Source organism: Burkholderia cepacia GG4, assembly GCF_000292915.1.
GTDB classification, from domain to species: Bacteria; Pseudomonadota; Gammaproteobacteria; order Burkholderiales; family Burkholderiaceae; genus Burkholderia; species Burkholderia cepacia_D.
In genome coordinates this window covers 1895610-1916299 of the sequence record NC_018513.1, presented here as the reverse complement: position 1 = coordinate 1916299, position 20690 = coordinate 1895610, and the positions used below count along the sequence as shown (strand labels likewise).

Sequence of the window (20690 nt, the reverse complement as noted above, 5' to 3'; positions counted from 1 at the left end):
CGGTCGGAGACCGCATGAAAAAAGTGGAGCAGAGAAAGATGGAGTGGGCAACAGGCACGCGTGTGCGTGCGATCGCAGCCGCGGCGAGCGTGGCGTTCGGGATGGCGGCAGGGCACGCATTCGCCCAGACGGCGCCCGCCGTGAACGCAGGCGCCGCAGCGTCGGCCAGCAGTGCGCAGAACGGTGCGGCGGCCAGTGCAGCGGCCAGTGCGGCGGCAAGCACGTCGACCAGCGCACCGAATGGCTCGACGACCGGCACGCTGCCGGCGATCAACGTCAACGCGGGCTCGGAAGGCGACGGCACGGTCGGGCTCGTCGCGAAGCGCAGCCGCAGCGGCACGAAGACCGACACCGCGATCAACGAAATCCCGCAGACGGTCAACGTCGTCACCGCGCAGCAGATCGAGATGACCGGCGCGACCGACGTGAACGCGGCGCTGCGCTACGTGCCGGGCTTCTCGTCGTACGGCTCGGACAACCGTTCCGACTGGTACGCGGCGCTGCGCGGCTTCACGCCGACCGCGTACGTGAACGGGCTGCAGGTGCCGAACACGATCAACCTGGCGAGCTGGCGCGTCGATCCGTACATGATCGACAGCATCACCGTGCTGCGCGGCCCGACCTCGGTGCTGTACGGCGCGGGCGACCCGGGTGCGATCATCGACGTGCAGACCAAGCTCGCCGACGGCGAGCGCGTGCGCGAAGCGGGCGTGCAGATCGGCAACTACGCGCGCAAGCAGTTCATGATCGACGTCGGCGACAAGCTCGATCCGGACGGCAAGTATGCGTACCGGTTCGTCGGCGTCGCGCGCGACGGCAACGCGCTGACCGGACCGAACAACGACCAGCGCGTGTCGCTCGCGCCGTCGTTCCGCTGGCGGCCGAACGCGGATACGTCGCTGACGCTGTCCGCCACGTACCTGCAGGACTGGGGCGACATCTCGTCGAACTTCCTGCCCGCACAGGGCACCGTGTTACCGAACCCGAACGGGCAGATCAACAAGGACGTGTACGAAGGCGACGGCGACTTCAACTACTACCGCAAGAAGCAGTGGTCGCTCGGCTATCAGTTCGAGCACAACCTGAACTCGATGTGGACGTTCCGGCAGAACGTGCGCTGGATGCACCTGTCGCTCGACAACGGGTCGGTGTTCGGCAACGGCTTCGTCGACGGCAGCCTGACCGACGTGTCGCGCTGGGCTGGCGTGTTCCAGATGAACTACAGCCGCTTCGACATCGACAACAACGTGCAGGGCCGCTTCGGCACGGGCCCGCTCGAGCACACGCTGCTGCTCGGCTTCCAGTACAACCGGCAGACCGCGACCGACAGCGAATGGCTCGCCGCCGCGCCGGCGCTGAACATCTACAACCCGGTTTACCTGCCGGTGACGACGTCGGTGTTCAATCCGGACTCGACGTTCCGCACCAACACGTACACGACGCTGAACACCTTCGGCCTGTACGCGCAGGACCAGATCAAGTGGAACCGCTGGACGCTGACGCTCGGCGGCCGCGAGGACTGGGTCAACATGCGGATGGACGACCGCGCGGGCGGCACGCAGTCGAAGGCCGACGTCACGGCGTTTACCGGCCGTGTCGGCCTGACGTACCAGGGCGACTACGGGCTGTCGCCGTACGTCAGCTACGCGACGTCGTTCAATCCGCTGATCGGCGTGAACCTGCTCGGCGGCGGCTTGCCGCAGCCGACGCGCGGCAAGCAGATTGAGGCCGGCCTGCGCTGGCAGCCGCCCGGCAAGAACCTGATGCTGAACGCGGCGATCTACCAGATCAACCAGACCAACGTGCTCACGCCGGCGCCGACCGATCTCGACGAGACCGGCACGAAGTCCGTGCAGACGGGTGAAGTGCGTTCGCGCGGGATCGAGCTGAGCGCGACCGGCAAGCTCACGCGGAACCTGTCGCTGATCGCGTCGTACGTCTACCAGGACGTGAAGAACGTGAAGGCCAACGACGCATCGCTGAACAACTGGCCGGTCGACATTCCGCGGCCGCGCCAGATGGCGTCGCTGTGGACCGACTGGACGTGGCACACGGGGCCGCTCGCGGGCCTCGGCCTCGGCGGCGGCATTCGCTACCAAAGCGCGTCGGCCGGTGCGGCCGACAACTCACTGACGGTATCGAGCGTCACGCTGTTCGACGCGGGCGTGCACTACGACACGCGTAACTGGCGCTTTGCCGTGAATGGGACGAACCTGTTCAACCGCCACTACATCAGCGGTTGCCAGTCGATGAACGTCTGCATTTTCGGCACTGACCGCACGGTGATCGCGACCGCGAAATACAACTGGTGACGCCGCGCGCCGCGGCGCACCGGCCGGCCTTCGGGCCGGCGCGGGCGGGCCGCGGCGCCGTCGTCCGCTTTTTCCACGACGCATCCATGCCGAAGAAAAATCTCGTCTACATCCAGTCGCTGCGCAACGGCGCGGCCGATCGCGCCGGCCAGCCGGTCGCTTACCAGGGCGGCACGCGCTACATGAAGGCGCCGCTCGAATTCCTCGTCGAGTGCCTGAACGACTCGCCGCTCGGCGAACGCTACACGCTCAAGGGCGTGATCGTCGACGACGACGAAGGCTCGCCGGCCGACCGCGCGAAGGTCGCCGACTACGGGTTCGCGCGCACGCCGGGCCGCCCGTGGATCCTGCCCGACGGGCTGACCGTGCAGGGCCGGCCGGTCGACGCGCTGTTCTGCTCGATTCCGTCGACCTACCGCCGGCTGCCGCGCGCCGCGCGCGAGCGCGTGACGGGCAAGCAGGCCTTCGAGCACCGCCTGCTCGAACGCCTGCTCGAACTCGACGCCGACGTGGTCGTGCTCGACGGACTGCTCGTGATCCTCGACGAACTCGTGCGCCCCGGCGCGCGCTTTCACCGCCGCATCGCGAACATCCACCCCGGCATCACGGCCGACGATTCGCCGTACCAGCGGCGCGGCGCGTGGGCGACGCTCGACGCGCTGCACGGCGCGCGCGGCGAACGGGTCGACTGGGCGAGCGGTACCACGTCTCGCGTCGAACCCGTGACGATGACGGGCGCGTCGTTCCACTACGTCGACAACGGCATCGATTCCGGCGAGGTGATCTGCGACGTGCTCGACACGCCGATCGCGCCGGACGACACGATTCTCGAACTGCGCTGGAACAACTTCCAGCGCAGCCTGTTTCCGGCGCTCGAGCGGGGGCTGCACGTCCTCGCCGACCGCCACGACGCGGGAGCACCGTGATGGAAGACACGCAGACGAAACCGGCCGGCGCGGCAGACGCCGTCGAAGGCGAGGTGGCCGCGGCACTTGACGGCGCCGCGCACGGGCAGGCGACGCCGGCCGTCGAGCGCACGCTCGACGCGTGGCGGTCCGACGACGCGCCGGCCGCGCTGCTCGCGGAATTCGTCGCACTGTTCAACACGGACACCCGGCACGACGCGGCGACGGTGTCGGTGCCGCTCGGCGGCGCCGATCCGGCGGCCGTCGCGGCATATGTCGCCCGCGCGGTGCGCGACGGCGTGATCGACGGCGCGCAGGCCGCGGGCGACCGGCTGCGCCTCACCGCGTCGCGTGCGACGTTCTGGCAGAACCCGCAGCCGTGGTTGAAAGCGCCCGCATCGGGCGGGATGCCGCTGCGCTACGCGATCACGAACGGCCACCGGCATCCGGTGCGGCCGCCGTCGCCGCCCGGTGAAATCTATGCGCGCTACATGCCGCAGGTCGGGATGACGTTCAGCCTGCGCACCGTCGACGTCGATGCACATGCGCAACGGTTCAGCGACTGGATGAACCTCGATCGCGTCGCGCAGTTCTGGGATCAGCGCGGCACGCGCGACGAGCACGCCGCGTATCTCGCGGAGCGGCTCGCCGATCCGCACATGCATCCGATGATCGGCTATTTCGACGACACGCCGTTCGGCTATTTCGAGTTCTACTGGGCGAAGGAAGACCGCCTCGCGCCGTTCTACGACGCACACGACTACGATCGCGGGCTGCACCTGCTGATCGGCGACTCGCGCTTCCAGAGCGCGGGCAAGCTGCATGCGTGGTGGAGCGGGGTGCTGCACTACATGTTCGTCGACGAACCGCGCACGCAACGGCTCGTCGGCGAGCCGCGCATCGATCACGTGCGGCATATCGCGTACATGCACCGGCTCGGGTTCTACACGCTGAAGGAGTTCGACTTCCCGCACAAGCGCGCGGCGCTTACCGTGATGGAGCGCGAGACATTCTTCGACACTTTCCGGTTGCCGTGACGGGACGGGTGCGCGAAGTGTCGACGCGTCGATTCGACAGCGGCGACGGTTCGCACGGCCTGACGGACGGGCAGGCATCGGCCGTTCGGGATATGGATCAGGCGGCCGGCATGCGGAAGAATGGATCCCACTCTCATCGCAGACAGGTCGTGACAACATGGCAAGCACACCCGCGACAGCATCGGGCGCGATCCCGGATCCGCGCCCCTTAACATTGACATATGCTGGCATATGCCTAGAATGGGCGCATCGTACTCCCGTGGAGTGGCTCATGCGCACCGTTTCCATTTTCAAGAACGCCCGTAACCAGGCAATCCGCATCCCGAAGGACATGGAATTCGAGGGTGTGACGGAACTCGAGATCCGACGCGAGGGCGACACGCTGCTGCTGCGTCCGGTGCGGCCGACGTGGCTGTCGTTCGCGAGCGAACCGCTCGCCGATGCCGACTTCCTCGCCGAGCGCCCGGCCGTCATCGAATCCGGTCGTTTCGACCTGTCCGGCGCCGATGGCGATGCCCCGACGGAGTCGGGGCGGTGACCACGCTCTACATGCTCGATACGAACATCTGTTCGTTCATCATGCGCGAGCGGCCGCCCGTCGTGTTGTCCCGGTTGCAGTCGTGCGTCAATGCGCAGCACCGGATCGTCGTGTCGGCGATTACCTATGCCGAAATGCGGTTCGGTGCAGTCGGCAGAAAGGCGTCGCCGAAGCATGCGGAACTCGTGACGGCCTTTGTCGCGCGGCTGGACGGTGTGCTGTCGTGGGATACGGCCGCGGTCGATGCAACGGCCGCGATTCGTGCCGATCTCGCCGCACGCGGCACGCCGATCGGTGCCAACGATGCGTCGATCGCCGGTCACGCGATCGCGGCCGGCGCCGTGCTCGTGACGAACAACAATCGTGAATTCAGCCGTGTTGCGGGCTTGTCGCTCGAAGACTGGGCGGCCTCGGCCTAGGGCCCGTGAATGCGCGATGGCGCTGTGGGCGGATCCGCGAGGAAAGCACTGCGGAATGCGTCGAGATACCGGTCGGCGTCATCGCTGAATTCACCCGGCAGCAGTGCAAACGCGCGGGCCTGCAGATCCTGTCCGAGCGTCGCGTAAATCGCTTCGTCGGATAACAGCGTGCGAATCGCATCGTGCGTGTGCGGCGAAGCAATCCGCTTCGCATCGCGTGCCAGCAGCGCCGCGGCCGCCAGCTCCGGCTGGAAATCATGCTGTTCGAGCAGATCGGGCGCCACCTCCCAGATGCGCTCGCGATTGCCCGCGTCGTGAAAATGCGTGAGCAGGAACAGCAGGTCGTACGCGTCGCTGTTCTGGCGCGCGCGCCGATCCTGCCACGCGAGCAATTTCAGCAGCGCAAGCGCCGGCAGGCTCGCCACCGGCACCGCGATGCCGGCCCCGATCGACACGGCCAGCGCCGTATCGACCGCCTCCTGAAAGCCCAGCACGTTCAGCACGAAATCGCCGCCCGGCGGCCACGCGATTTCGCCGGGCGGCGTTTCGAGCGGCCCGAACGGCACGAGATCGAGCTCCGTGCGAAACCCCCGCGTCCCGCTGTCGAACAGCAGTTTCTGCTGATGCTTCGGCGCGCGCGCAAATTGCCCGGTCGCGACGAGCGCATCGACGAGCTGCTCGTGAAACGGCCAGCTCACCGCGCACACCGCGACGTCAACGTCCCGGGTTGCGCGCACCGGCCGGATGCCGTACACGTGCCACATCAGGATGTCGCGCGCGGTTGCGCCGGCGACGACGAACGCCGCATCGAGCTGCGCACAGGCCGTCCGAACCGCCAGCAGCAGCGCGACCGCCGCCGGCTCGAGCGGCCGGCGCGGGTCGACGTCAAGCGGGCGGGTGGGCGAGGTATCGGTCATGGATGTGTTGGGCGGCGGCGAGATTGCGGCTGTCTCCGGACGAGACGAGATCCGCGTAGATCAGCAGCGGTGGCACGAGCGGCACGTCGTGCTCGCGCCAGTCGAGCGCCGGCGACGGTGGCCAGAAGGCTTCGAGCAGCTCGACGTCGCCGCGCTCGTCCGGGCGCAGGCGCGCCTGGAGCAGCAGGCGGTTCGACACGGCGCCGTGCGTATAGACGGTGATCGCGGCCGGCTTCAGGTCGTGCGTCAGCAGGTCGGCCGCGGGCTCGCCGCCGAGCCGCGCGTCGAATGCCGCGAAATCGAAGCCGCGCCACCAGTCGGGCGCGAGCGCGGCGAACCGCCGGCTCGGCAGCTTCGCGCGCAGGCGGCTCGGATACAGCGCGACCCATTCCTGCACGAAGCGCGGCCAGTCGGGAAACACGCGCTCGCCGTTGCGCCGCTGCGCGACGAGGCCGCGTGCGATCAGGTCGTCAATCGCGAGATTGACCGTGCCAAGCGCGACACCCGACGCGGCGGCGATCGCCCGGAGCGGTTGCGCGACGAGGCCCGGCTGTGTCGCGAGCGCGAACATCACGGCGAGCCCCTTGGGCGTCGTCGCGCGCGATGCCTGCCGGCGCGGCGTGCGTGCAGGTTTCGGCCGGCCGGAGATCATCACGGTCGCCTCCGGCTGGATCAGGCACGCGTTGCCGGCGGTATCGAGGTACGAGATGTCGTGCTCGATCAGGCGGGCGGCCAGTTCGGCCGAAAAATACGGCGCGACCAGCATCAGCGGCCGCTCGCCAGCCACCGGGGTGGCGCGGCGGCGGCGTAACACGGCAAGCGCGCCCTGCAGCGATTCGACACCGATGCTCACAACCGCCGGCATCTCGAAGGTCTGCCCGGCCATGCCGAAGCGGATCATCGCGTCAGCATGCGCGCTGTAGGCGGCCGGCACGCGCACGCGCCGGGCCTTGAAGCGCCGGGTCGCGCGTTCGAACGCGGCGCAGGCTTCGTCGAGCACGTGCTGTTCCGCTATCGGCAGGGTGGCGTTCTCGGGCATCAGGGCAGATCGCTTGTTCACTTTTATGACAGCGTACACAAAAAATGTACAACCGTCAAAAAATGAACAAATGCGCTCAACCCATTGATGTGACGGGATTATTACGGCATGGCGAACGGCAATCAACGCGCACACCCACCTGAAAAATCGAGACTGAACACGCAGTGTCGTGCATCCCGATCGTGCGGGGCAGTCGCCCGGATGGCCGATTGCCTCCCGCCGTGCGATTCGTCGTGTGCCACCCTGATCGACCGGCAACTCCAGGTTGTCTCCACGACGACTTTCTGTCTGTCAGGTTGCCTCTCAACCGACTATCCTTGCCTGCACATTCCCCACGGAACCTAGGAGACGACACCGTGACGCACAGCGTGATCCCCGCAGGCCTCGCCGACGAAATGATCCAGATCCGGCACCGCATTCATGCCCACCCCGAACTGGGTTTCGAGGAATTCGCGACGAGCGACCTCGTCGCCGAGCAGTTGCAGGCGTGGGGCTACACGGTGCATCGCGGGCTCGGCGGCACGGGCGTCGTCGCGCAGCTGAAGGTCGGCACCGGCACGCAGCGCCTCGGCCTGCGCGCCGACATGGACGCGCTGCCGATCCACGAATCGACCGGCCTGCCTTACCAGAGCACGATCCCCGGCAAGATGCACGCGTGCGGCCACGACGGCCATACGGCGATGCTGCTCGCGGCCGCGAAGCATCTGGCGCGCGAGCGTCGCTTTTCCGGCACGCTGAACCTGATTTTCCAGCCGGCCGAGGAAGGGCTCGGCGGCGCGAAGAAAATGCTCGACGACGGGCTGTTCGAGCAGTTCCCGTGCGACGCGATCTTCGCGATGCACAACATGCCGGGCTTCCCGACCGGCAAGTTCGGCTTCCTGCCGGGGCCGTTCATGGCGTCGTCGGATACCGTGATCGTCGACGTGCAGGGGCGCGGCGGCCACGGCGCGGTGCCGCACAAGGCGATCGATCCGGTCGTCGTCTGCGCGCAGATCGTCATCGCGCTGCAGACGATCGTGTCGCGCAACGTGTCGCCGCTCGACATGGCGATCGTCACGGTCGGCGCGATCCACGCGGGCGAGGCGCCGAACGTGATTCCCGACCGCGCGCAGATGCGCCTGTCCGTACGCGCGCTGAAGCCCGAGGTGCGCGACCTGCTCGAGACGCGCATCAAGGAAGTCGTCCATGCGCAGGCGGCCGTGTTCGGCGCGACCGCGACGATCGACTACCAGCGCCGCTACCCGGTGCTCGTCAACGATGCGGAGATGACCGCGTTCGCACGCGGCGTCGCGCGAGAGTGGGTCGGCGAAACGAACCTGATCGACGGGATGGTGCCGCTCACCGGCAGCGAGGATTTCGCATTCCTGCTCGAGAAGCGGCCGGGCTGCTACCTGATCATCGGCAACGGCGACGGGGAGGGCGGCTGCATGGTGCACAACCCCGGCTACGACTTCAACGACGCGGCACTGCCGACCGGCGCGTCGTACTGGGTCAAGTTGGCGGAGACGTTTCTGGTGTGACGGTTGCGGCCCGCGCGCGGCGCCCGCCTGGTCCGTCGGCATCGCATCGCCCCTGCGGGATCAGGATTTGACGGTCCTTGACATGTCGTCGCAAGGCCGCGTGCTACGCTCCATTTCGCATCGGACCGGTCGTCGGCACAAGCGCACTGTCCGCACGTCGCGATCCGATCCGGCCGCCGGCAGCAACGAGAATTCGGCCGCGCAGCTCGCTGAACGAACGGTGTTCTCCGGCCTGCACGGCCGGGCACGCGTCGCTCGACCGCTCACACCCGGGCCCGCACTGCCTCGTTTGGCCGTGGGCGCCGGCCCCGCTCAATCGATACCGCCCCTACGACATGCGAAAACCTTTCTTCATCGCGCTGACGGCCTGCGCGTTCGGCTTCTTGCTGACCGGATGCGACGATCAGAAGATGGCCGACGCGGTCAACGCGATCAAGCCGGACAACGTGGCGTTCGGCCGTCTGCAGCGCGGCGTGTCGACGGTCGACGACGTGCTCCGCGACGCGGGCAAACCCGAGATGGTCAGGCAGAACGAAGACGGCTCGCAGCGGTACGAGTATCCGCGCGGCCCGTTCGGGACGAGCACGTACATGCTCGACTTCGGGCCGGACGGCAGGCTCATGTCGATCACGCAGGCGCTGAGCGCGGAAAACATCGCGAAGGTCGTGCCGGGGATGACGAAGGACGACGTGCGGCAACTGCTCGGCAAGCCGACGTCGGTCTCGCAATACGCGTTGAGCCACGAAGAAGTCTGGAGCTGGCACTGGGCCGAAGGCGGCGTATCGGGCGATGCGATGTTCAATGCGCATTTTTCGCCGGACGGGACCGTGATCCGGACCTCGAGATCGGAAGCGCCCGGACGGGAGAAGCCGTGACGGCGAGCTTGCCCGGCCGCGTCATTGCGGCGTCGCCCGTCACCACGCCGCGCCGCTGAACAGCGCCGCCGCCGCCGGCGGATTCGACGGCCAGTACATGTGCATGTACGTCGCGACGATCGAACCCGCGCGATACACGGCTTCGCCGCTGCCGGGCGCCCCATCGGGCCGGGCGGCGGTCGCAGCCGGCGCCAGCGGCGTCTCGAGCCGCGAATAATGAAACGTATGACCGCGCATCGGCCCGGTGCGGGTGTCGAGCTGCTGCATCCCGAGCGCGGCGAACCGGCGCTGCATCGTCGCATGGCCCGACAGCAGCCCGAGCATCGGTGTCGTCACGCCCTCCACGTCGGTCAGCGACTCGCACAGATACACCATCCCGCCGCATTCCGCGACGATCGGCCGGCCGGCAGCCGCATGCGCGCGGATCGTCTGCGCGGTCGCGGCATTCGCCGCGAGCGTCGCCGCATGCAGCTCCGGATATCCGCCCGGCAGGAACAGCGCGTCGCAATCGTCGGGCACGGGTTCGTCGGCAAGCGGCGAGAAGAACCGCAGCTGCGCACCGAGCGCATCGAGCAGCGCGAGATTCGCCGGGTAAACGAACGAGAACGCCGCATCGCGCGCGATCGCGATCCGCTTGCCGGCGAGCGCGCGCGGCAGCGGGGCGGCAACGTCCGGTTCCGCGAACGTGACGGCGGGCGGCAATTCGGCGAGCGCCGTCTGTGCGAGCACGTCGGCCGCGCGATCGAGCCGCGCGTCGAGATCGTCGATGTCGGACGGCTGGTGCAGGCCGAGATGCCGTTCCGGCAGCGCGATGCCTGCATCGACCGGCACGTGCCCGAGCCAGCGCAAGTCGTCGGGCAGCGCTTGGCGCAGCAGTTCAGCATGCCGCGGCGACCCGACGCGGTTCGCCAGCACGCCGTGAAACGGCAACCCCGGCCGGAACCGCGCGAGGCCGAACGCGATCGCCGCGAACGTCTGCGCCATCGCCTTCGCGGAAATCACCGCGACGACCGGCACGCCGAACGCGGTCGCGAGATCGGCGCTGCTCGGCGTGCCGTCGTACAGCCCCATCACGCCTTCGATCAGGATCAGGTCCGCCTCGCGCGCGGCATCGGCGAGCAGCGTGCGGCAGCCGGCCTCACCGACCATCCCGAGGTCGAGCGCATGCGCGGGCGCGCCGCTCGCGCGTTCGAGCAGCATCGGATCGAGAAAATCGGGCCCGGTCTTGAACACGCGCACGCGGCGGCCGAGCCGCCGGTGTAGCCGCGCGAGGCCGGCCGTCACCGACGTCTTGCCCTGGCCGGACGCGGGCGCGCTGACGAACAGCGCGGGGCAGGCCGGCATCGGTCAGAACTCCACGCCGCGCTGCGCCTTCACGCCTTGCTCCTTGTACGGATGCTTGACGAGCCGCATTTCGGTGACGAGGTCGGCGGCATCGATCAGTGCGTCGGGTGCGTGCCGCCCGGTGACGACGACATGCACCGAATCCGGTCGCGCGCCGAGCGTCGCGAGCACTTCGTCGAGCGGCAGGTATTCGTACTTCAGCACGGTGTTCAGTTCGTCGAGGATCACCATCCGGTAATCGCCGCTTTCGATCATCCGGCGCGCCTCGTCCCAGCCCTTGCGGGCGGTCGCGATGTCGGCGTCGCGGTTCTGCGTATTCCACGTATAGCCGTCGCCCATCGTCACGAAGTCGCATTCCGCGACCGCGCCGAGGAAGTCGCGCTCGGAGGTGTGCAGCGCGCCCTTGATAAACTGCACGACACCGAGCCGCATCCCGTGGCCGAGCACGCGCACGGCCATGCCGAACGCGGCCGTGCTCTTGCCCTTGCCGTTGCCGGTATTGACGATCAGCAGGCCCTTTTCCTGAGTGGCGGCGGCCTGCTTCTTCTCGTGGCCGGCGCGGCGGCGTTCGGTCATCCGTTGATGGGATTCGGCATCGGTCTTCATCGGGAGTCGTCCTGTCGAAAGCGAAACAAAGGGTTCAGAGCGGGCCGGCGAGTGCAACCGTCACGCCGTCCCGGATGGATTTGGGGCCGAGCAGCCGGCCGTGTGGCGCAGCAAGCTGCGCGCACGGCTCGGCCACGCCGGCGACGCCGAACCGCGCGAGCGCGGCAGCCGACGGGCCGCTCAACGCCGGTTGGGGGCAATTCGCGAGCTGCGCCGCGTCGAACGTGACGAGCGGCCAGCCACGTCGCGCGCACAGCGTGCGCAGCGCGCGTGCGTGCGACTTGTCGGCGAGCGTCGCGACGACGGCCGGCTCGGCGCCCGGGTAGTGCGCGAGCGTCGCGCGGATCGCGGCATCGAGTTGCGTGGCGCTCGCGCCCGCGCGGAAACCGACGCCGAGCGCGACGCGCATCATCCACGGCCGCCGAGTGCCGCGCGCACCGCGGGATCGCCGGCGAGCGCGGCGACGCGGCCGATCACGACGATCGCGGGCGAACCGATACCGGTCGCGCCGACGCGTTCGACGACCGTGTCGAGCGTCGCCAGCGCGTGCCGCTGGCCGGCGCGCGTCGCGTTCTCGATCGCCGCGCACGGCGTGTCGCCGGACAGGCCGCCGTCGCGCAGCGCGGCCACGATCGCATCGAGCCGGCGAATGCCCATGTAGATCACGATCGTCATCCGCGTCGCGGCCAGCGCGCGCCAGTCGGGCTCGTCGGCGCCCGCGCCGTGGCCCGTGACGAAGATCACGCCTTGTGCGTCACCGCGATGCGTGACCGGAATGCCGAGCGCGGCGGGGGCGGCGATACCGGCCGTGATGCCGTTGACGACCTCGACCGGAAAACCGGCCGCGCCAAGCGCGAGCAGCTCCTCGCCGCCACGGCCGAACACGAACGGATCGCCGCCCTTGAGGCGAGCGACGCTGCGGCCCGCGCGCAGGTGCGCGAGCATCGCGGCGACGATCGCTTCCTGCGGGGTCGATGCATGGCCGCCGCGCTTGCCGACCTGCTCGATGCGCGCATCGGCGCGCGCATGGCACAGCACGTCAGGGTTCACGAGATCGTCGACGAGCAGCACGTCCGCAGCGGCGATCGCGCGCACGGCCTTGAGCGTCAGCAGGTCGGCGTCGCCGGGGCCTGCGCCGACGAGCCACGCGCGGCTCATCGGGCGCGGCACGGCGCGCACCGTGTCATGACAGTGGAAAGGGGAAAGCGAGCGGCACATCGACGGCCGGCGGACAGACAACGCATGACGGATCGGGCGAAGCCCGCGCGAACGCGGGCGGAATGCGCACCCCATCCGTCCCCCGCGGATCGGGCGTTCGGCGAGCATCGGGCTCGCCCCTTGCGTCGGCCGGTATCCGGGCTGGCCGCTTGCCAGGCCACAGCCTTCCCGCCCGCTGAAGGGCAGTGGCATCGCGGGCGGCCTGGACGCGGGCGCGCAAAGCGCGTCGCGCGGGCGGCGTACCGTTGCGGGGACAGCACAGGCCGGGCGGACATCCGCCTCCTGCTTCCCGTTTAACTGCATGCGCGGAATCCGCATGCGAGCACCGAACGCGGCGCATACGATAGCACAGCGACCGGCCGCCGCGAACCCGCCGCACGGGCGCCGCGGCGCTGCCGAATGTGCCGCCTTGACGCTCCCGGCACCGCCGCCTACACTCGCACGCGTTTTGGTGCTCGCGCGCGCTGCTCCGGCGTGCGCAGTTAAACGGGAAACAGGGAGCCTGCCTGCGCCGCAGTCGAGCCAACCTGTGCTGCCCCCGCAACGGTAAGCGAACGCGTCGCGCCCAGCGCGATGCAACGCCGCTTCGCCGCATGCCTGCCGCATGCGGACGACCGCCACTGGATGCCACGCATCCGGGAAGGCGAAGCGGCGTGTTCGTCAGCCCGGATACCGGCCAGAACGTTGGGGTTCAGCGCCGCGGGGAGGCGGCGCATCGTCCACGGCCGCAGCACGCCCGACGCCCGAACGTTGCCCGCTTCCTCCGCCGATCCGCCCGTCGCGTCCACGCCGCGGGCCGGGGCGACGAACGGCAGGCGGCGCGGGCAGGGCCGACGACGGCCGTGTTGGCATTCATCATGTCGACCGTTCGCAAAGGAGCATCATGCTCGACTCGTTCTTCCGTCTGTTCAACGACAGCCCGTCCGGGCTGCGCGGCAAAATCGTCGCCATCTACTCGCTGCTCGCCGCGTTCAACGTCGGCGCGTGGATCTGGGCATTCGTCGCGTTTCGCGACCAGCCCGTGCTGCTGGGTACCGCGCTGCTCGCCTACGTGTTCGGGCTGCGCCACGCGGTCGACGCCGACCATATCGCCGCGATCGACAACGTCACGCGCAAGCTGATGCAGGAAGGCCGCAGCCCGCTCGGCGCGGGCCTGTTCTTCTCGCTCGGCCATTCGACGGTGGTGATCGTGATGTCGGTGGCGGTCGCACTGACCGCGGCGTCGCTCGCGCGCTTCGAGAGCATGAAGACCTGGGGCGGCGTGATCAGCACGAGCGTGTCGGCGTTCTTCCTGCTGGTGCTCGCGGCCGCCAACCTGCTGATCCTGATTTCCGTGTACCGGACGTTTCGCGCGGCCCGCCGCGGCGAGCCGATCGTCGACGCCGATCTCGACATGCTGATGAACCAGCGCGGCGTGCTGGCCCGCCTGTTCAGGCCGTTGTTCCGCCTCGTGTCGCGCAGCTGGCACCTGTATCCGGTCGGCTTCCTGTTCGGCTTCGGCTTCGACACCGCGACCGAGATCGCTCTGTTCGGCATTTCGGCCACGCAGGTGCAGGGCGGCCTGTCGTTCTGGTCGGTGATGGTGCTGCCGGTGCTGTTCACCGCGGGCATGACGCTCGTCGACACGACCGACGGCATCCTGATGATGGGCGCGTACCGCTGGGCGTACGTGCGGCCGATCCGCAAGATCTACTACAACATGACGATCACGTTCGTGTCGGTGCTGGTCGCCGCGCTGATCGGCGGCATCGAGGTGCTCGCGCTGCTCGCGGACAAGCTGTCGCTGCAGGGTCCCGTATGGGATTTCGCGACGATGGTCGCATCGCATTTCGGGATGCTCGGCTACGTCGTGATCGGCCTGTTCCTCGCGTGCTGGATCGTGTCGGCCGCGATCTACCGCCTCAAACGCTACGACGAGATCGACGTGACGCTCTCGGCCTGACTCCCTTTTTCGACACAGGACCTACCATGACCATGCGCAAGCTTCCCGTCACGATCGTCACGGGCTTTCTCGGCAGCGGCAAGACCACGCTGATGCGCCACATCCTGCAGCGTGCCGAAGGCCGCCGCATCGCGGTGATCGTCAACGAGTTCGGCGAACTCGGCATCGACGGCGAAATCCTCAAGGGCTGCGGCATCGGCTGCGAGGACGCAGCGGGCGAAGCGTCGGGCCAGCTCTATGAACTCGCGAACGGCTGCCTGTGCTGCACCGTGCAGGAGGAGTTCTATCCGGTGATGGAAGCGCTCGTCGAGCGCCGCGCCGACATCGATCACGTGCTGATCGAGACCTCGGGCCTCGCGCTGCCGAAGCCGCTCGTGCAGGCCTTCAACTGGCCGACCATCCGCAACAGCTTCACGGTCGACGCGGTCGTGACCGTCGTCGACGGGCCGGCCGCCGCGAGCGGCCAGTTCGCGGAAAATCCGCAGGCCGTCGACGCGCAGCGCCGCGCCGATCCGAACCTCGACCACGAATCGCCGCTGCACGAACTGTTCGCCGACCAGCTGTCGTCCGCCGATCTCGTGATCGTGAACAAGGCCGATCTCGTCGCCGACGCGCAGTTCGCTGAGGTCGAAGCGGCGATCCGCGAGGAAATCCCGCCGCAGGTGAAGATCGTGCGCGCGACGCGCGGCGAACTCGACCTCGCGATGCTGCTCGGGCTCGAATCGGCCTCGGAGGAAACGATCCACCTGCGTCACGACCATCACGGCTCGGCCGACGACGGCGATCACGATCACCATCACGACGATTTCGACTCGGTGGTCGTGTCCGGCGACGCCGGCACGCGCGAAGCGACGATCGCCGCGCTGCAGCGCGTCGTCGAGACGCACACGATCTACCGCGCGAAAGGCTTCGCGGCGTTGCCCGATGCGCCGATGCGGCTCGTGATCCAGGGCGTCGGCCGCCGTTTCGACAGCTATTTCGACCGTCGCTGGCAGGACGGCGAAACGCGCGCGAGCCGCTTCGTGCTGATCGGCGAGGATCTCGACGCGGCTACGCTGCAACGCGCGTTCGACGCCGCGTGCGCGGCCGAGCTGCAACAGGCGTAACGCACGATGCATTTGCTGCGCACCACGCCGGGCGGCTTCGTCGACGATACGCAGGGTGTCGTCCGGATCGACCAGCAGCCGGCCGACATCGTGATCCTGAGTTCGGCCGACACGACGCTGTCGCTGCTCGCGAGCATCGTGCCGCAGTTGCCGGCCGGGTTCCCGAGCGTGCGGCTCGCGAACGTCACGTTCCTGCGCCAGCCGGCGTCGGTCGATTTCTATGTCGACGACGTGCTGCGCCACGCGAAGACGGTCGTGATCGATCATCTCGGCGGCGAGGCGTACTGGCCGTACGGGATCGAGCAGGCCGTGTCGCTCGCGTCGAAACGCGGGCAACGGCTCGCGATGTTCTCGGGCGACCTGCAGGAAGACCCGAACCTCGTCGCAAAGAGCACGGTCGCGCCCGACCTGTGCCGGCTGTGGTGGCGCTACCTGCGCGAAGGCGGGAGGCACAACGCCGACGCGCTGCTGCGCAGCATCGCGTTCCACACGCTCGGCTTCGGCGACGAACCCGAGCTGCCGCGCCCGCTGCCGGCCGCCGCGCTGTATCACCCCGCGCGCGACCCGGCGAGCGTCGACGACTGGCGGGCGCGCTGGACGCCCGGCGCGCCCGTCGTCGCGATCCTGTTCTATCGCGCGCACTGGCAGGCCGCGAACACGGCCGTGTTCGACGCACTGGCCGATGCGCTCGTTCACGAAGGGCTCAATCCGCTGCCGATCGCGGTCACGTCGTTGAAGGACGCGGTGAGCCGCGAGGTCATCGCGCGGCTCTGCGATGCGCACGACGTCGCGCTCGTGCTGAACACCACGGCGTTCGCGGCCGGTGCGATCGACAGTCCCGAGCCCGATGTGCTCGCCGGCGACGCGCCCGTGCTGCAGGTCATCCTGTCCGGCGGCAACCGCGACGCGTGGGTCGCCGACAACCAGGGGCTGCACGCGCGCGACATCGCGATGCACATCGCGCTGCCCGAGGTCGACGGGCGCATCGTCACGCGCGCGGTGAGCTTCAAGGGGCTCGCGTATCGTTGCCCGCACACCGAAGTCGACGTCGTGCGCTACCAGCCGGACGCCGAACGGATCGCGTTCGTCGCGGCGCTCGCGCGCGGCTGGTGCCGGCTGCGCACGCTCGACCAAGCCGACAAGCGCATTGCACTGATCCTCGCGAACTATCCGCAAAGCGAAGGGCGGATCGGCAACGGCGTCGGGCTCGACACGCCGGCGTCCGCACTGCGCGTGCTCGCGGCATTGCGCGACGCGGGCTATGCCGTGGCCGACCTGCCGGCCGATGGCGACGCGCTGATCGCGCGGCTCACCGAAGGCGTGACCAACGACCCGGCCGTGCGCGCACTGCGCCCGGCGTTCCAGAGCTTCGCGCTGGCCGACTACCTCGCGCATTTCGCGCGGCTGCCGGCCGCGGTGCGCGACGCGCTGAACGAACGCTGGGGGCCGCCTGAAGCGGACCCGACGCTGCGGCAGGGGCGCTTCACGATCGCGGGCTGGCGCGCGGGCAACGTGTTCGTCGGCATCCAGCCGTCGCGTTCGCGCGGCGAGAACGACTATGCGAGCTACCATGATGCGGATCTGGTGCCGCCGCACGCGTATCTCGCGTTCTATTTCTGGCTGCGCGATGCGTTCTGCATCGACGCGGTGATCCATCTCGGCAAGCACGGCAACCTCGAATGGCTGCCGGGCAAGAGCGTCGCGCTGTCCGACGCGTGCTGGCCCGACCTGACGCTCGGGCCGCTGCCGCACCTGTATCCGTTCATCGTCAACGATCCGGGCGAGGGCAGCCAGGCGAAGCGCCGCGCGCAGGCGGTGATCATCGACCACCTGATGCCGCCGCTCACGCGCGCGGAAAACTACGGCCCGCTGCAGGATCTCGAACGGCAGGTCGACGAATACTACGAAGCGCTGATGGTCGATGCGCGGCGCGCGAAGCTGCTGCGCAAGACGATCCTCGCGACGATCGCCGAACACCGGCTGCATGACGAACTGAGCGTGTCGCCGCCGCGCGACGCGGGCGCCGAGGACGCGCTGCTGACGCGTGTCGACGCCTGGCTGTGCGAATTGAAGGAAGCGCAGATTCGCGACGGGCTGCACGTATTTGGCATGTCGCCGGCCGATCGCCAGCGTCGCGACACGCTGCTCGCGCTCGCGCGCTTTCCGGTCGGCGATGGCAAGGGCGAACGCGCGGGACTGATCGGTGCGCTCGCGCGCGATCTCGCGCTCGGTGACGATTTCGACCCGCTCGCGGCCGACTGGGCCGCGCCGTGGACCGGCCCGCGGCCGGCCGTCCTGCAGGCACTCGACGCATCGCCGTGGCGCCATGCAGGCGATACGCGCGAGCGGCTCGAACGGCTCGCGCAGCAATGGCTCGACGGCCTGTGTACGGCCGCATCAAGTCATTCGGGCGACACCGGTATCGACTCCCCGCCGCCCGGCGACTGGCCGCATACGCTCGCGGTGATCGAACGCGTGCGCGCGACGCTGATGCCCGCGCTCGACGCATGCGGCGGCGAGGAAATGCGCCAGCTGCTGCGCGGGCTCGACGGCCGCTTCGTGCCGCCGGGGCCGAGCGGCTCGCCGTCGCGCGGTCGCCCCGACGTGCTGCCCACGGGCCGCAACTTCTACTCGGTCGACACGCGCGCGGTGCCGACGCAGGCCGCCTGGTCGCTCGGCCTGAAATCCGCGCAGCAGCTGATCGAACGCCATCTGCAGGATCATGGCGACTATCCGCGCGCGATCGGCCTGTCGGTGTGGGGGACGGCAACGATGCGCACCGGCGGCGACGATATCGCGCAGGCGTTCGCGCTGCTCGGCGTGCGGCCGAAGTGGGCGCACGGCAGCCATCGCGTGACCGACTTCGAGATTCTGCCGATCGAGATCTTCGACCGGCCGCGCATCGACGTGACGCTGCGCGTGTCGGGCTTCTTCCGCGACGCGTTCCCGAACCTGATGCACCTGTTCGACGCGGCCGTACAGGCCGTCGCCGCGCTCGACGAGCCCGAAGAACTGAATCCGGTCCGCGCCCGCATCGAGCGCGAACGCGCGCAATGGATCGAGCGCGGCGTGGCGCCCGACGAAGCGCGGCGGCGTGCCGGCTGGCGCGTGTTCGGCGCGCGGCCGGGCAGCTACGGCGCGGGCCTGCAGGACCTGATCGACCAGCGCCGCTGGCAGAGCGACGCCGATCTGGCCGAAGCCTACCGCCAGTGGGGCGGCCATGCGTACGCGCAGAACAGCGCGGGCGACGCCGCGCCGGACGTGTTCGGCGAGCGGCTCGCCGCGATCGACGTCGTCGTGCAGAACCAGGACAGCCGCGAACACGACATCCTCGATTCGAATGACTACTACCAGTTCCAGGGCGGGATGACGGCGGCCGTGCGACACCTGTCGGGGCAACAGCCGAGCCTCTACCACGGTGACCATGCCAACCCTGCCGCGCCGAAGATGCGGACGCTGCGCGAGGAGATCGCGCGCGTGATCCGCTCGCGCGTCGTCAACCCGAAATGGCTCGACGGCGTGAAGCGCCACGGCTACAAGGGCGCGGCCGAGATGGCCGCGACCGTCGACTACCTGTACGGCTATGACGCGACCGCGCGCGTGCTGTCCGACCACCAGTACGCGCTCGTCGCCGACGCGTACCTGTTCGACGACGACACGCGCGCGTTCCTCGAACGACACAACCCGAAGGCGCTGCACGGCATCTGCGAACGCTTCGTCGAAGCGATGCAGCGCGGGCTGTGGCAGCAGCCGGGCGACTATCGCGAGCGGATCGAATCGGTCTGGCTCGCGAGCGAACAACTCCAGGAAGGGGGACGGCGATGACCGATCCGACGATGCACCGCACCCGCGCGGTATTCCCGTTCGCGGCGCTGGTCGCGCAGCAGCCGCTGCAGCAGGCGCTGCTGCTCGCGGCGATCGACCCGTCGCTCGGCGGCGTGCTCGTCAGCGGGCCGCGCGGCACTGCGAAATCGACGGCCGCACGCGCGCTCGCGGAACTGCTGCCCGAAGGGGAATTCGTCACGCTGCCGCTGTCGGCGAGTGACGAACAGGTCACGGGCACGCTCGACCTCGCGCATGCACTCGCCGAAAACGGCGTGCGGTTCCGGCCAGGCCTGCTGGCCCGCGCGCATCGCGGCGTGCTGTACGTCGACGAGGTGAACCTGCTCGCCGACGGGCTCGTCGATACGCTGCTCGACGTCGCCGCGAGCGGCGTGAACGTGGTCGAGCGCGATGGCGTGTCGCATGCGCACGACGCGCGCTTCGTGCTGGTCGGCACGATGAACCCCGAGGAAGGCGAACTGCGCCCGCAACTGCTCGACCGCTTCGGGCTGATGGTCGAGCTCGAGAACTGCTTCGACGCCGCACAGCGCGAACAGATCGTGAAGGCGCGGCTCGCGTTCGACCTCGATCCGGCGGCGTTTCGCGCGCGTCATGCCGCCGCGCAGCGCGCGCTCGGCGAGCGGATTCACGCGGCGCGGGCACTGCTGTCGGCGCTCGATTTCGACGATGCCGTCCACGCGCGCGTCAGCGCGCTGTGCATCGACGCGGCCGTCGACGGGCTGCGCGCCGACCTCGTGATGCTGCGCGCCGCGCGCGCGCTCGCCGCGCTGGAACAGGCCGATGCGGTAACGGTGTCGCACGTGGAATGCGTGGCCGACGCGGTGCTGCGGCACCGGCGTCATGCGGGTACGCCACCGTCGTCGAGCGCGTCGCGCGCGAGCGGCGAGCGCGACGAGCGTTCGCCGCCGGACCCGCGCCGATCGCCCGACGGCGAGCCTGGCGCGGCAACGAACGATGCCACGGCATCGCAGGGCGACTGGGGCTACCTGCCGCCCGAACCGGCCGGGCTGCGCGACGTGAAAAGCGTGGTGCCGCTGCCGCTAAAAAAACGCTGAGCCATCGAGCCGAC

General features: G+C 69.1%; 17 protein-coding genes and 2 riboswitches. Of the genes, 11 read left to right on the top strand and 6 right to left on the bottom strand.

Going from position 1 to position 20690, the window contains the following annotated elements; all coding sequences use genetic code 11:
- The first annotated feature begins 14 nt into the window (after window positions 1-14).
- From GEM_RS08805 to GEM_RS08785, 5 genes are all read left to right on the top strand, one after another.
- Window positions 15-2312 carry a TonB-dependent siderophore receptor gene (locus GEM_RS08805; RefSeq protein WP_014897064.1) on the top strand — a complete coding sequence of 766 codons (2298 nt, stop codon included), beginning with the start codon at window positions 15-17 and terminating at the stop codon, window positions 2310-2312.
- A gap of 86 nt (window positions 2313-2398) precedes the next feature.
- Window positions 2399-3238 (top strand): formyltransferase family protein, encoded by an 840-nt coding sequence (locus tag GEM_RS08800; RefSeq protein ID WP_014897063.1) that lies wholly within the window; start codon window positions 2399-2401, stop codon window positions 3236-3238.
- Window positions 3238-4254, top strand: a complete 1017-nt coding sequence (locus GEM_RS08795) for a GNAT family N-acetyltransferase (RefSeq protein ID WP_014897062.1) — start codon at window positions 3238-3240, stop codon at window positions 4252-4254. Before GEM_RS08800 ends, GEM_RS08795 begins: the two co-directional genes overlap by 1 nt.
- Before the next feature lie 271 nt (window positions 4255-4525).
- Window positions 4526-4792: a type II toxin-antitoxin system VapB family antitoxin gene (gene vapB / locus GEM_RS08790; RefSeq protein ID WP_014897061.1), complete on the top strand. Its 267-nt coding sequence runs from the start codon at window positions 4526-4528 to the stop codon at window positions 4790-4792.
- Window positions 4789-5211, top strand: a complete 423-nt coding sequence (locus tag GEM_RS08785; RefSeq protein ID WP_014897060.1) for a PIN domain-containing protein — start codon at window positions 4789-4791, stop codon at window positions 5209-5211. Before vapB ends, GEM_RS08785 begins: the two co-directional genes overlap by 4 nt.
- Here GEM_RS08785 and GEM_RS08780 read toward each other — a convergent pair.
- Together GEM_RS08780 and GEM_RS08775 are read right to left on the bottom strand one after the other, a co-directional pair.
- Window positions 5208-6128: a nucleotidyl transferase AbiEii/AbiGii toxin family protein gene (locus GEM_RS08780; protein ID WP_014897059.1), complete on the bottom strand. Its 921-nt coding sequence runs from the start codon at window positions 6126-6128 to the stop codon at window positions 5208-5210. The genes GEM_RS08785 and GEM_RS08780 overlap by 4 nt on opposite strands.
- Window positions 6097-7167, bottom strand: a complete 1071-nt coding sequence (locus GEM_RS08775; RefSeq protein ID WP_014897058.1) for a type IV toxin-antitoxin system AbiEi family antitoxin — start codon at window positions 7165-7167, stop codon at window positions 6097-6099. Before GEM_RS08775 ends, GEM_RS08780 begins: the two co-directional genes overlap by 32 nt.
- A 356-nt stretch (window positions 7168-7523) precedes the next feature.
- Between GEM_RS08775 and GEM_RS08770 the strand changes: the two genes are divergently transcribed.
- Window positions 7524-8687 (top strand): M20 aminoacylase family protein, encoded by a 1164-nt coding sequence (locus GEM_RS08770; RefSeq protein ID WP_014897057.1) that lies wholly within the window; start codon window positions 7524-7526, stop codon window positions 8685-8687.
- Window positions 8688-9022: 335 nt separating this feature from the next.
- Complete coding sequence (gene bamE, locus GEM_RS08765; RefSeq protein WP_014897056.1) at window positions 9023-9562, top strand: outer membrane protein assembly factor BamE domain-containing protein; 540 nt, start codon at window positions 9023-9025, stop codon at window positions 9560-9562.
- A 39-nt stretch (window positions 9563-9601) separates the two neighbouring features.
- Here bamE and GEM_RS08760 read toward each other — a convergent pair whose 3' ends face one another.
- Genes GEM_RS08760 through cobA form a run of 4 tightly spaced genes read right to left on the bottom strand, consistent with a single transcriptional unit; the run spans window position 9602 to window position 12730 of the window.
- The gene (locus GEM_RS08760; RefSeq protein ID WP_014897055.1) at window positions 9602-10906 is read right to left on the bottom strand and encodes a cobyrinate a,c-diamide synthase; all 1305 of its coding nucleotides are present in this window, start codon (window positions 10904-10906) and stop codon (window positions 9602-9604) included.
- 3 nt (window positions 10907-10909) lie between these two features.
- A complete protein-coding gene (gene cobO, locus GEM_RS08755) occupies window positions 10910-11512 on the bottom strand; it encodes a cob(I)yrinic acid a,c-diamide adenosyltransferase (RefSeq protein ID WP_014897054.1) in 603 nt (200 codons plus the stop codon).
- 34 nt (window positions 11513-11546) lie between these two features.
- Window positions 11547-11924 carry a cobalamin biosynthesis protein gene (locus tag GEM_RS08750; RefSeq protein ID WP_014897053.1) on the bottom strand — a complete coding sequence of 126 codons (378 nt, stop codon included), beginning with the start codon at window positions 11922-11924 and terminating at the stop codon, window positions 11547-11549.
- Entirely contained in the window at window positions 11921-12730 is an 810-nt protein-coding gene (gene cobA, locus GEM_RS08745) for a uroporphyrinogen-III C-methyltransferase (protein ID WP_014897052.1), read from the bottom strand. Before cobA ends, GEM_RS08750 begins: the two co-directional genes overlap by 4 nt.
- A 109-nt stretch (window positions 12731-12839) precedes the next feature.
- Window positions 12840-13075, bottom strand: a riboswitch (cobalamin riboswitch).
- Between the two features lie 87 nt (window positions 13076-13162).
- Window positions 13163-13426, top strand: a riboswitch (cobalamin riboswitch).
- Between the two features lie 187 nt (window positions 13427-13613).
- Here cobA and GEM_RS08740 point away from each other — a divergent pair.
- From GEM_RS08740 to GEM_RS08725, 4 genes are read left to right on the top strand one after another with little or no spacing between them, the layout of a single operon-like run.
- Window positions 13614-14672, top strand: coding sequence for a HoxN/HupN/NixA family nickel/cobalt transporter (locus GEM_RS08740; RefSeq protein ID WP_014897051.1), 1059 nt, complete (start codon window positions 13614-13616; stop codon window positions 14670-14672).
- 26 nt (window positions 14673-14698) lie between these two features.
- Window positions 14699-15778 (top strand): cobalamin biosynthesis protein CobW, encoded by a 1080-nt coding sequence (gene cobW / locus GEM_RS08735; protein WP_014897050.1) that lies wholly within the window; start codon window positions 14699-14701, stop codon window positions 15776-15778.
- A gap of 6 nt (window positions 15779-15784) precedes the next feature.
- Entirely contained in the window at window positions 15785-19603 is a 3819-nt protein-coding gene (gene cobN / locus GEM_RS08730; protein WP_014897049.1) for a cobaltochelatase subunit CobN, read from the top strand.
- The gene (locus tag GEM_RS08725; RefSeq protein ID WP_014897048.1) at window positions 19600-20676 is read left to right on the top strand and encodes an ATP-binding protein; all 1077 of its coding nucleotides are present in this window, start codon (window positions 19600-19602) and stop codon (window positions 20674-20676) included. The genes cobN and GEM_RS08725 overlap by 4 nt, the downstream gene beginning before the upstream one ends.
- Window positions 20677-20690: the final 14 nt, after the last annotated feature.

Bases quoted from the DNA above. Each gene is read 5' to 3' on its own strand.
- GEM_RS08725 (WP_014897048.1), top strand. From the start codon at position 19,600: ATGACCGATCCGACGATGCACCGCACCCGCGCGGTATTCCCGTTCGCG.
- cobW (WP_014897050.1), top strand. From the start codon at position 14,699: ATGACCATGCGCAAGCTTCCCGTCACGATCGTCACGGGCTTTCTCGGC.
- GEM_RS08740 (WP_014897051.1), top strand. From the start codon at position 13,614: ATGCTCGACTCGTTCTTCCGTCTGTTCAACGACAGCCCGTCCGGGCTG.
- bamE (WP_014897056.1), top strand. From the start codon at position 9,023: ATGCGAAAACCTTTCTTCATCGCGCTGACGGCCTGCGCGTTCGGCTTC.
- vapB (WP_014897061.1), top strand. From the start codon at position 4,526: ATGCGCACCGTTTCCATTTTCAAGAACGCCCGTAACCAGGCAATCCGC.
- GEM_RS08800 (WP_014897063.1), top strand. From the start codon at position 2,399: ATGCCGAAGAAAAATCTCGTCTACATCCAGTCGCTGCGCAACGGCGCG.
- cobO (WP_014897054.1), bottom strand. From the start codon at position 11,512: ATGAAGACCGATGCCGAATCCCATCAACGGATGACCGAACGCCGCCGC.
- GEM_RS08750 (WP_014897053.1), bottom strand. From the start codon at position 11,924: ATGATGCGCGTCGCGCTCGGCGTCGGTTTCCGCGCGGGCGCGAGCGCC.
- GEM_RS08805 (WP_014897064.1), top strand. From the start codon at position 15: ATGAAAAAAGTGGAGCAGAGAAAGATGGAGTGGGCAACAGGCACGCGT.
- GEM_RS08760 (WP_014897055.1), bottom strand. From the start codon at position 10,906: ATGCCGGCCTGCCCCGCGCTGTTCGTCAGCGCGCCCGCGTCCGGCCAG.
- GEM_RS08795 (WP_014897062.1), top strand. From the start codon at position 3,238: ATGGAAGACACGCAGACGAAACCGGCCGGCGCGGCAGACGCCGTCGAA.
- cobN (WP_014897049.1), top strand. From the start codon at position 15,785: ATGCATTTGCTGCGCACCACGCCGGGCGGCTTCGTCGACGATACGCAG.
- GEM_RS08780 (WP_014897059.1), bottom strand. From the start codon at position 6,128: ATGACCGATACCTCGCCCACCCGCCCGCTTGACGTCGACCCGCGCCGG.
- cobA (WP_014897052.1), bottom strand. From the start codon at position 12,730: ATGTGCCGCTCGCTTTCCCCTTTCCACTGTCATGACACGGTGCGCGCC.
- GEM_RS08775 (WP_014897058.1), bottom strand. From the start codon at position 7,167: ATGCCCGAGAACGCCACCCTGCCGATAGCGGAACAGCACGTGCTCGAC.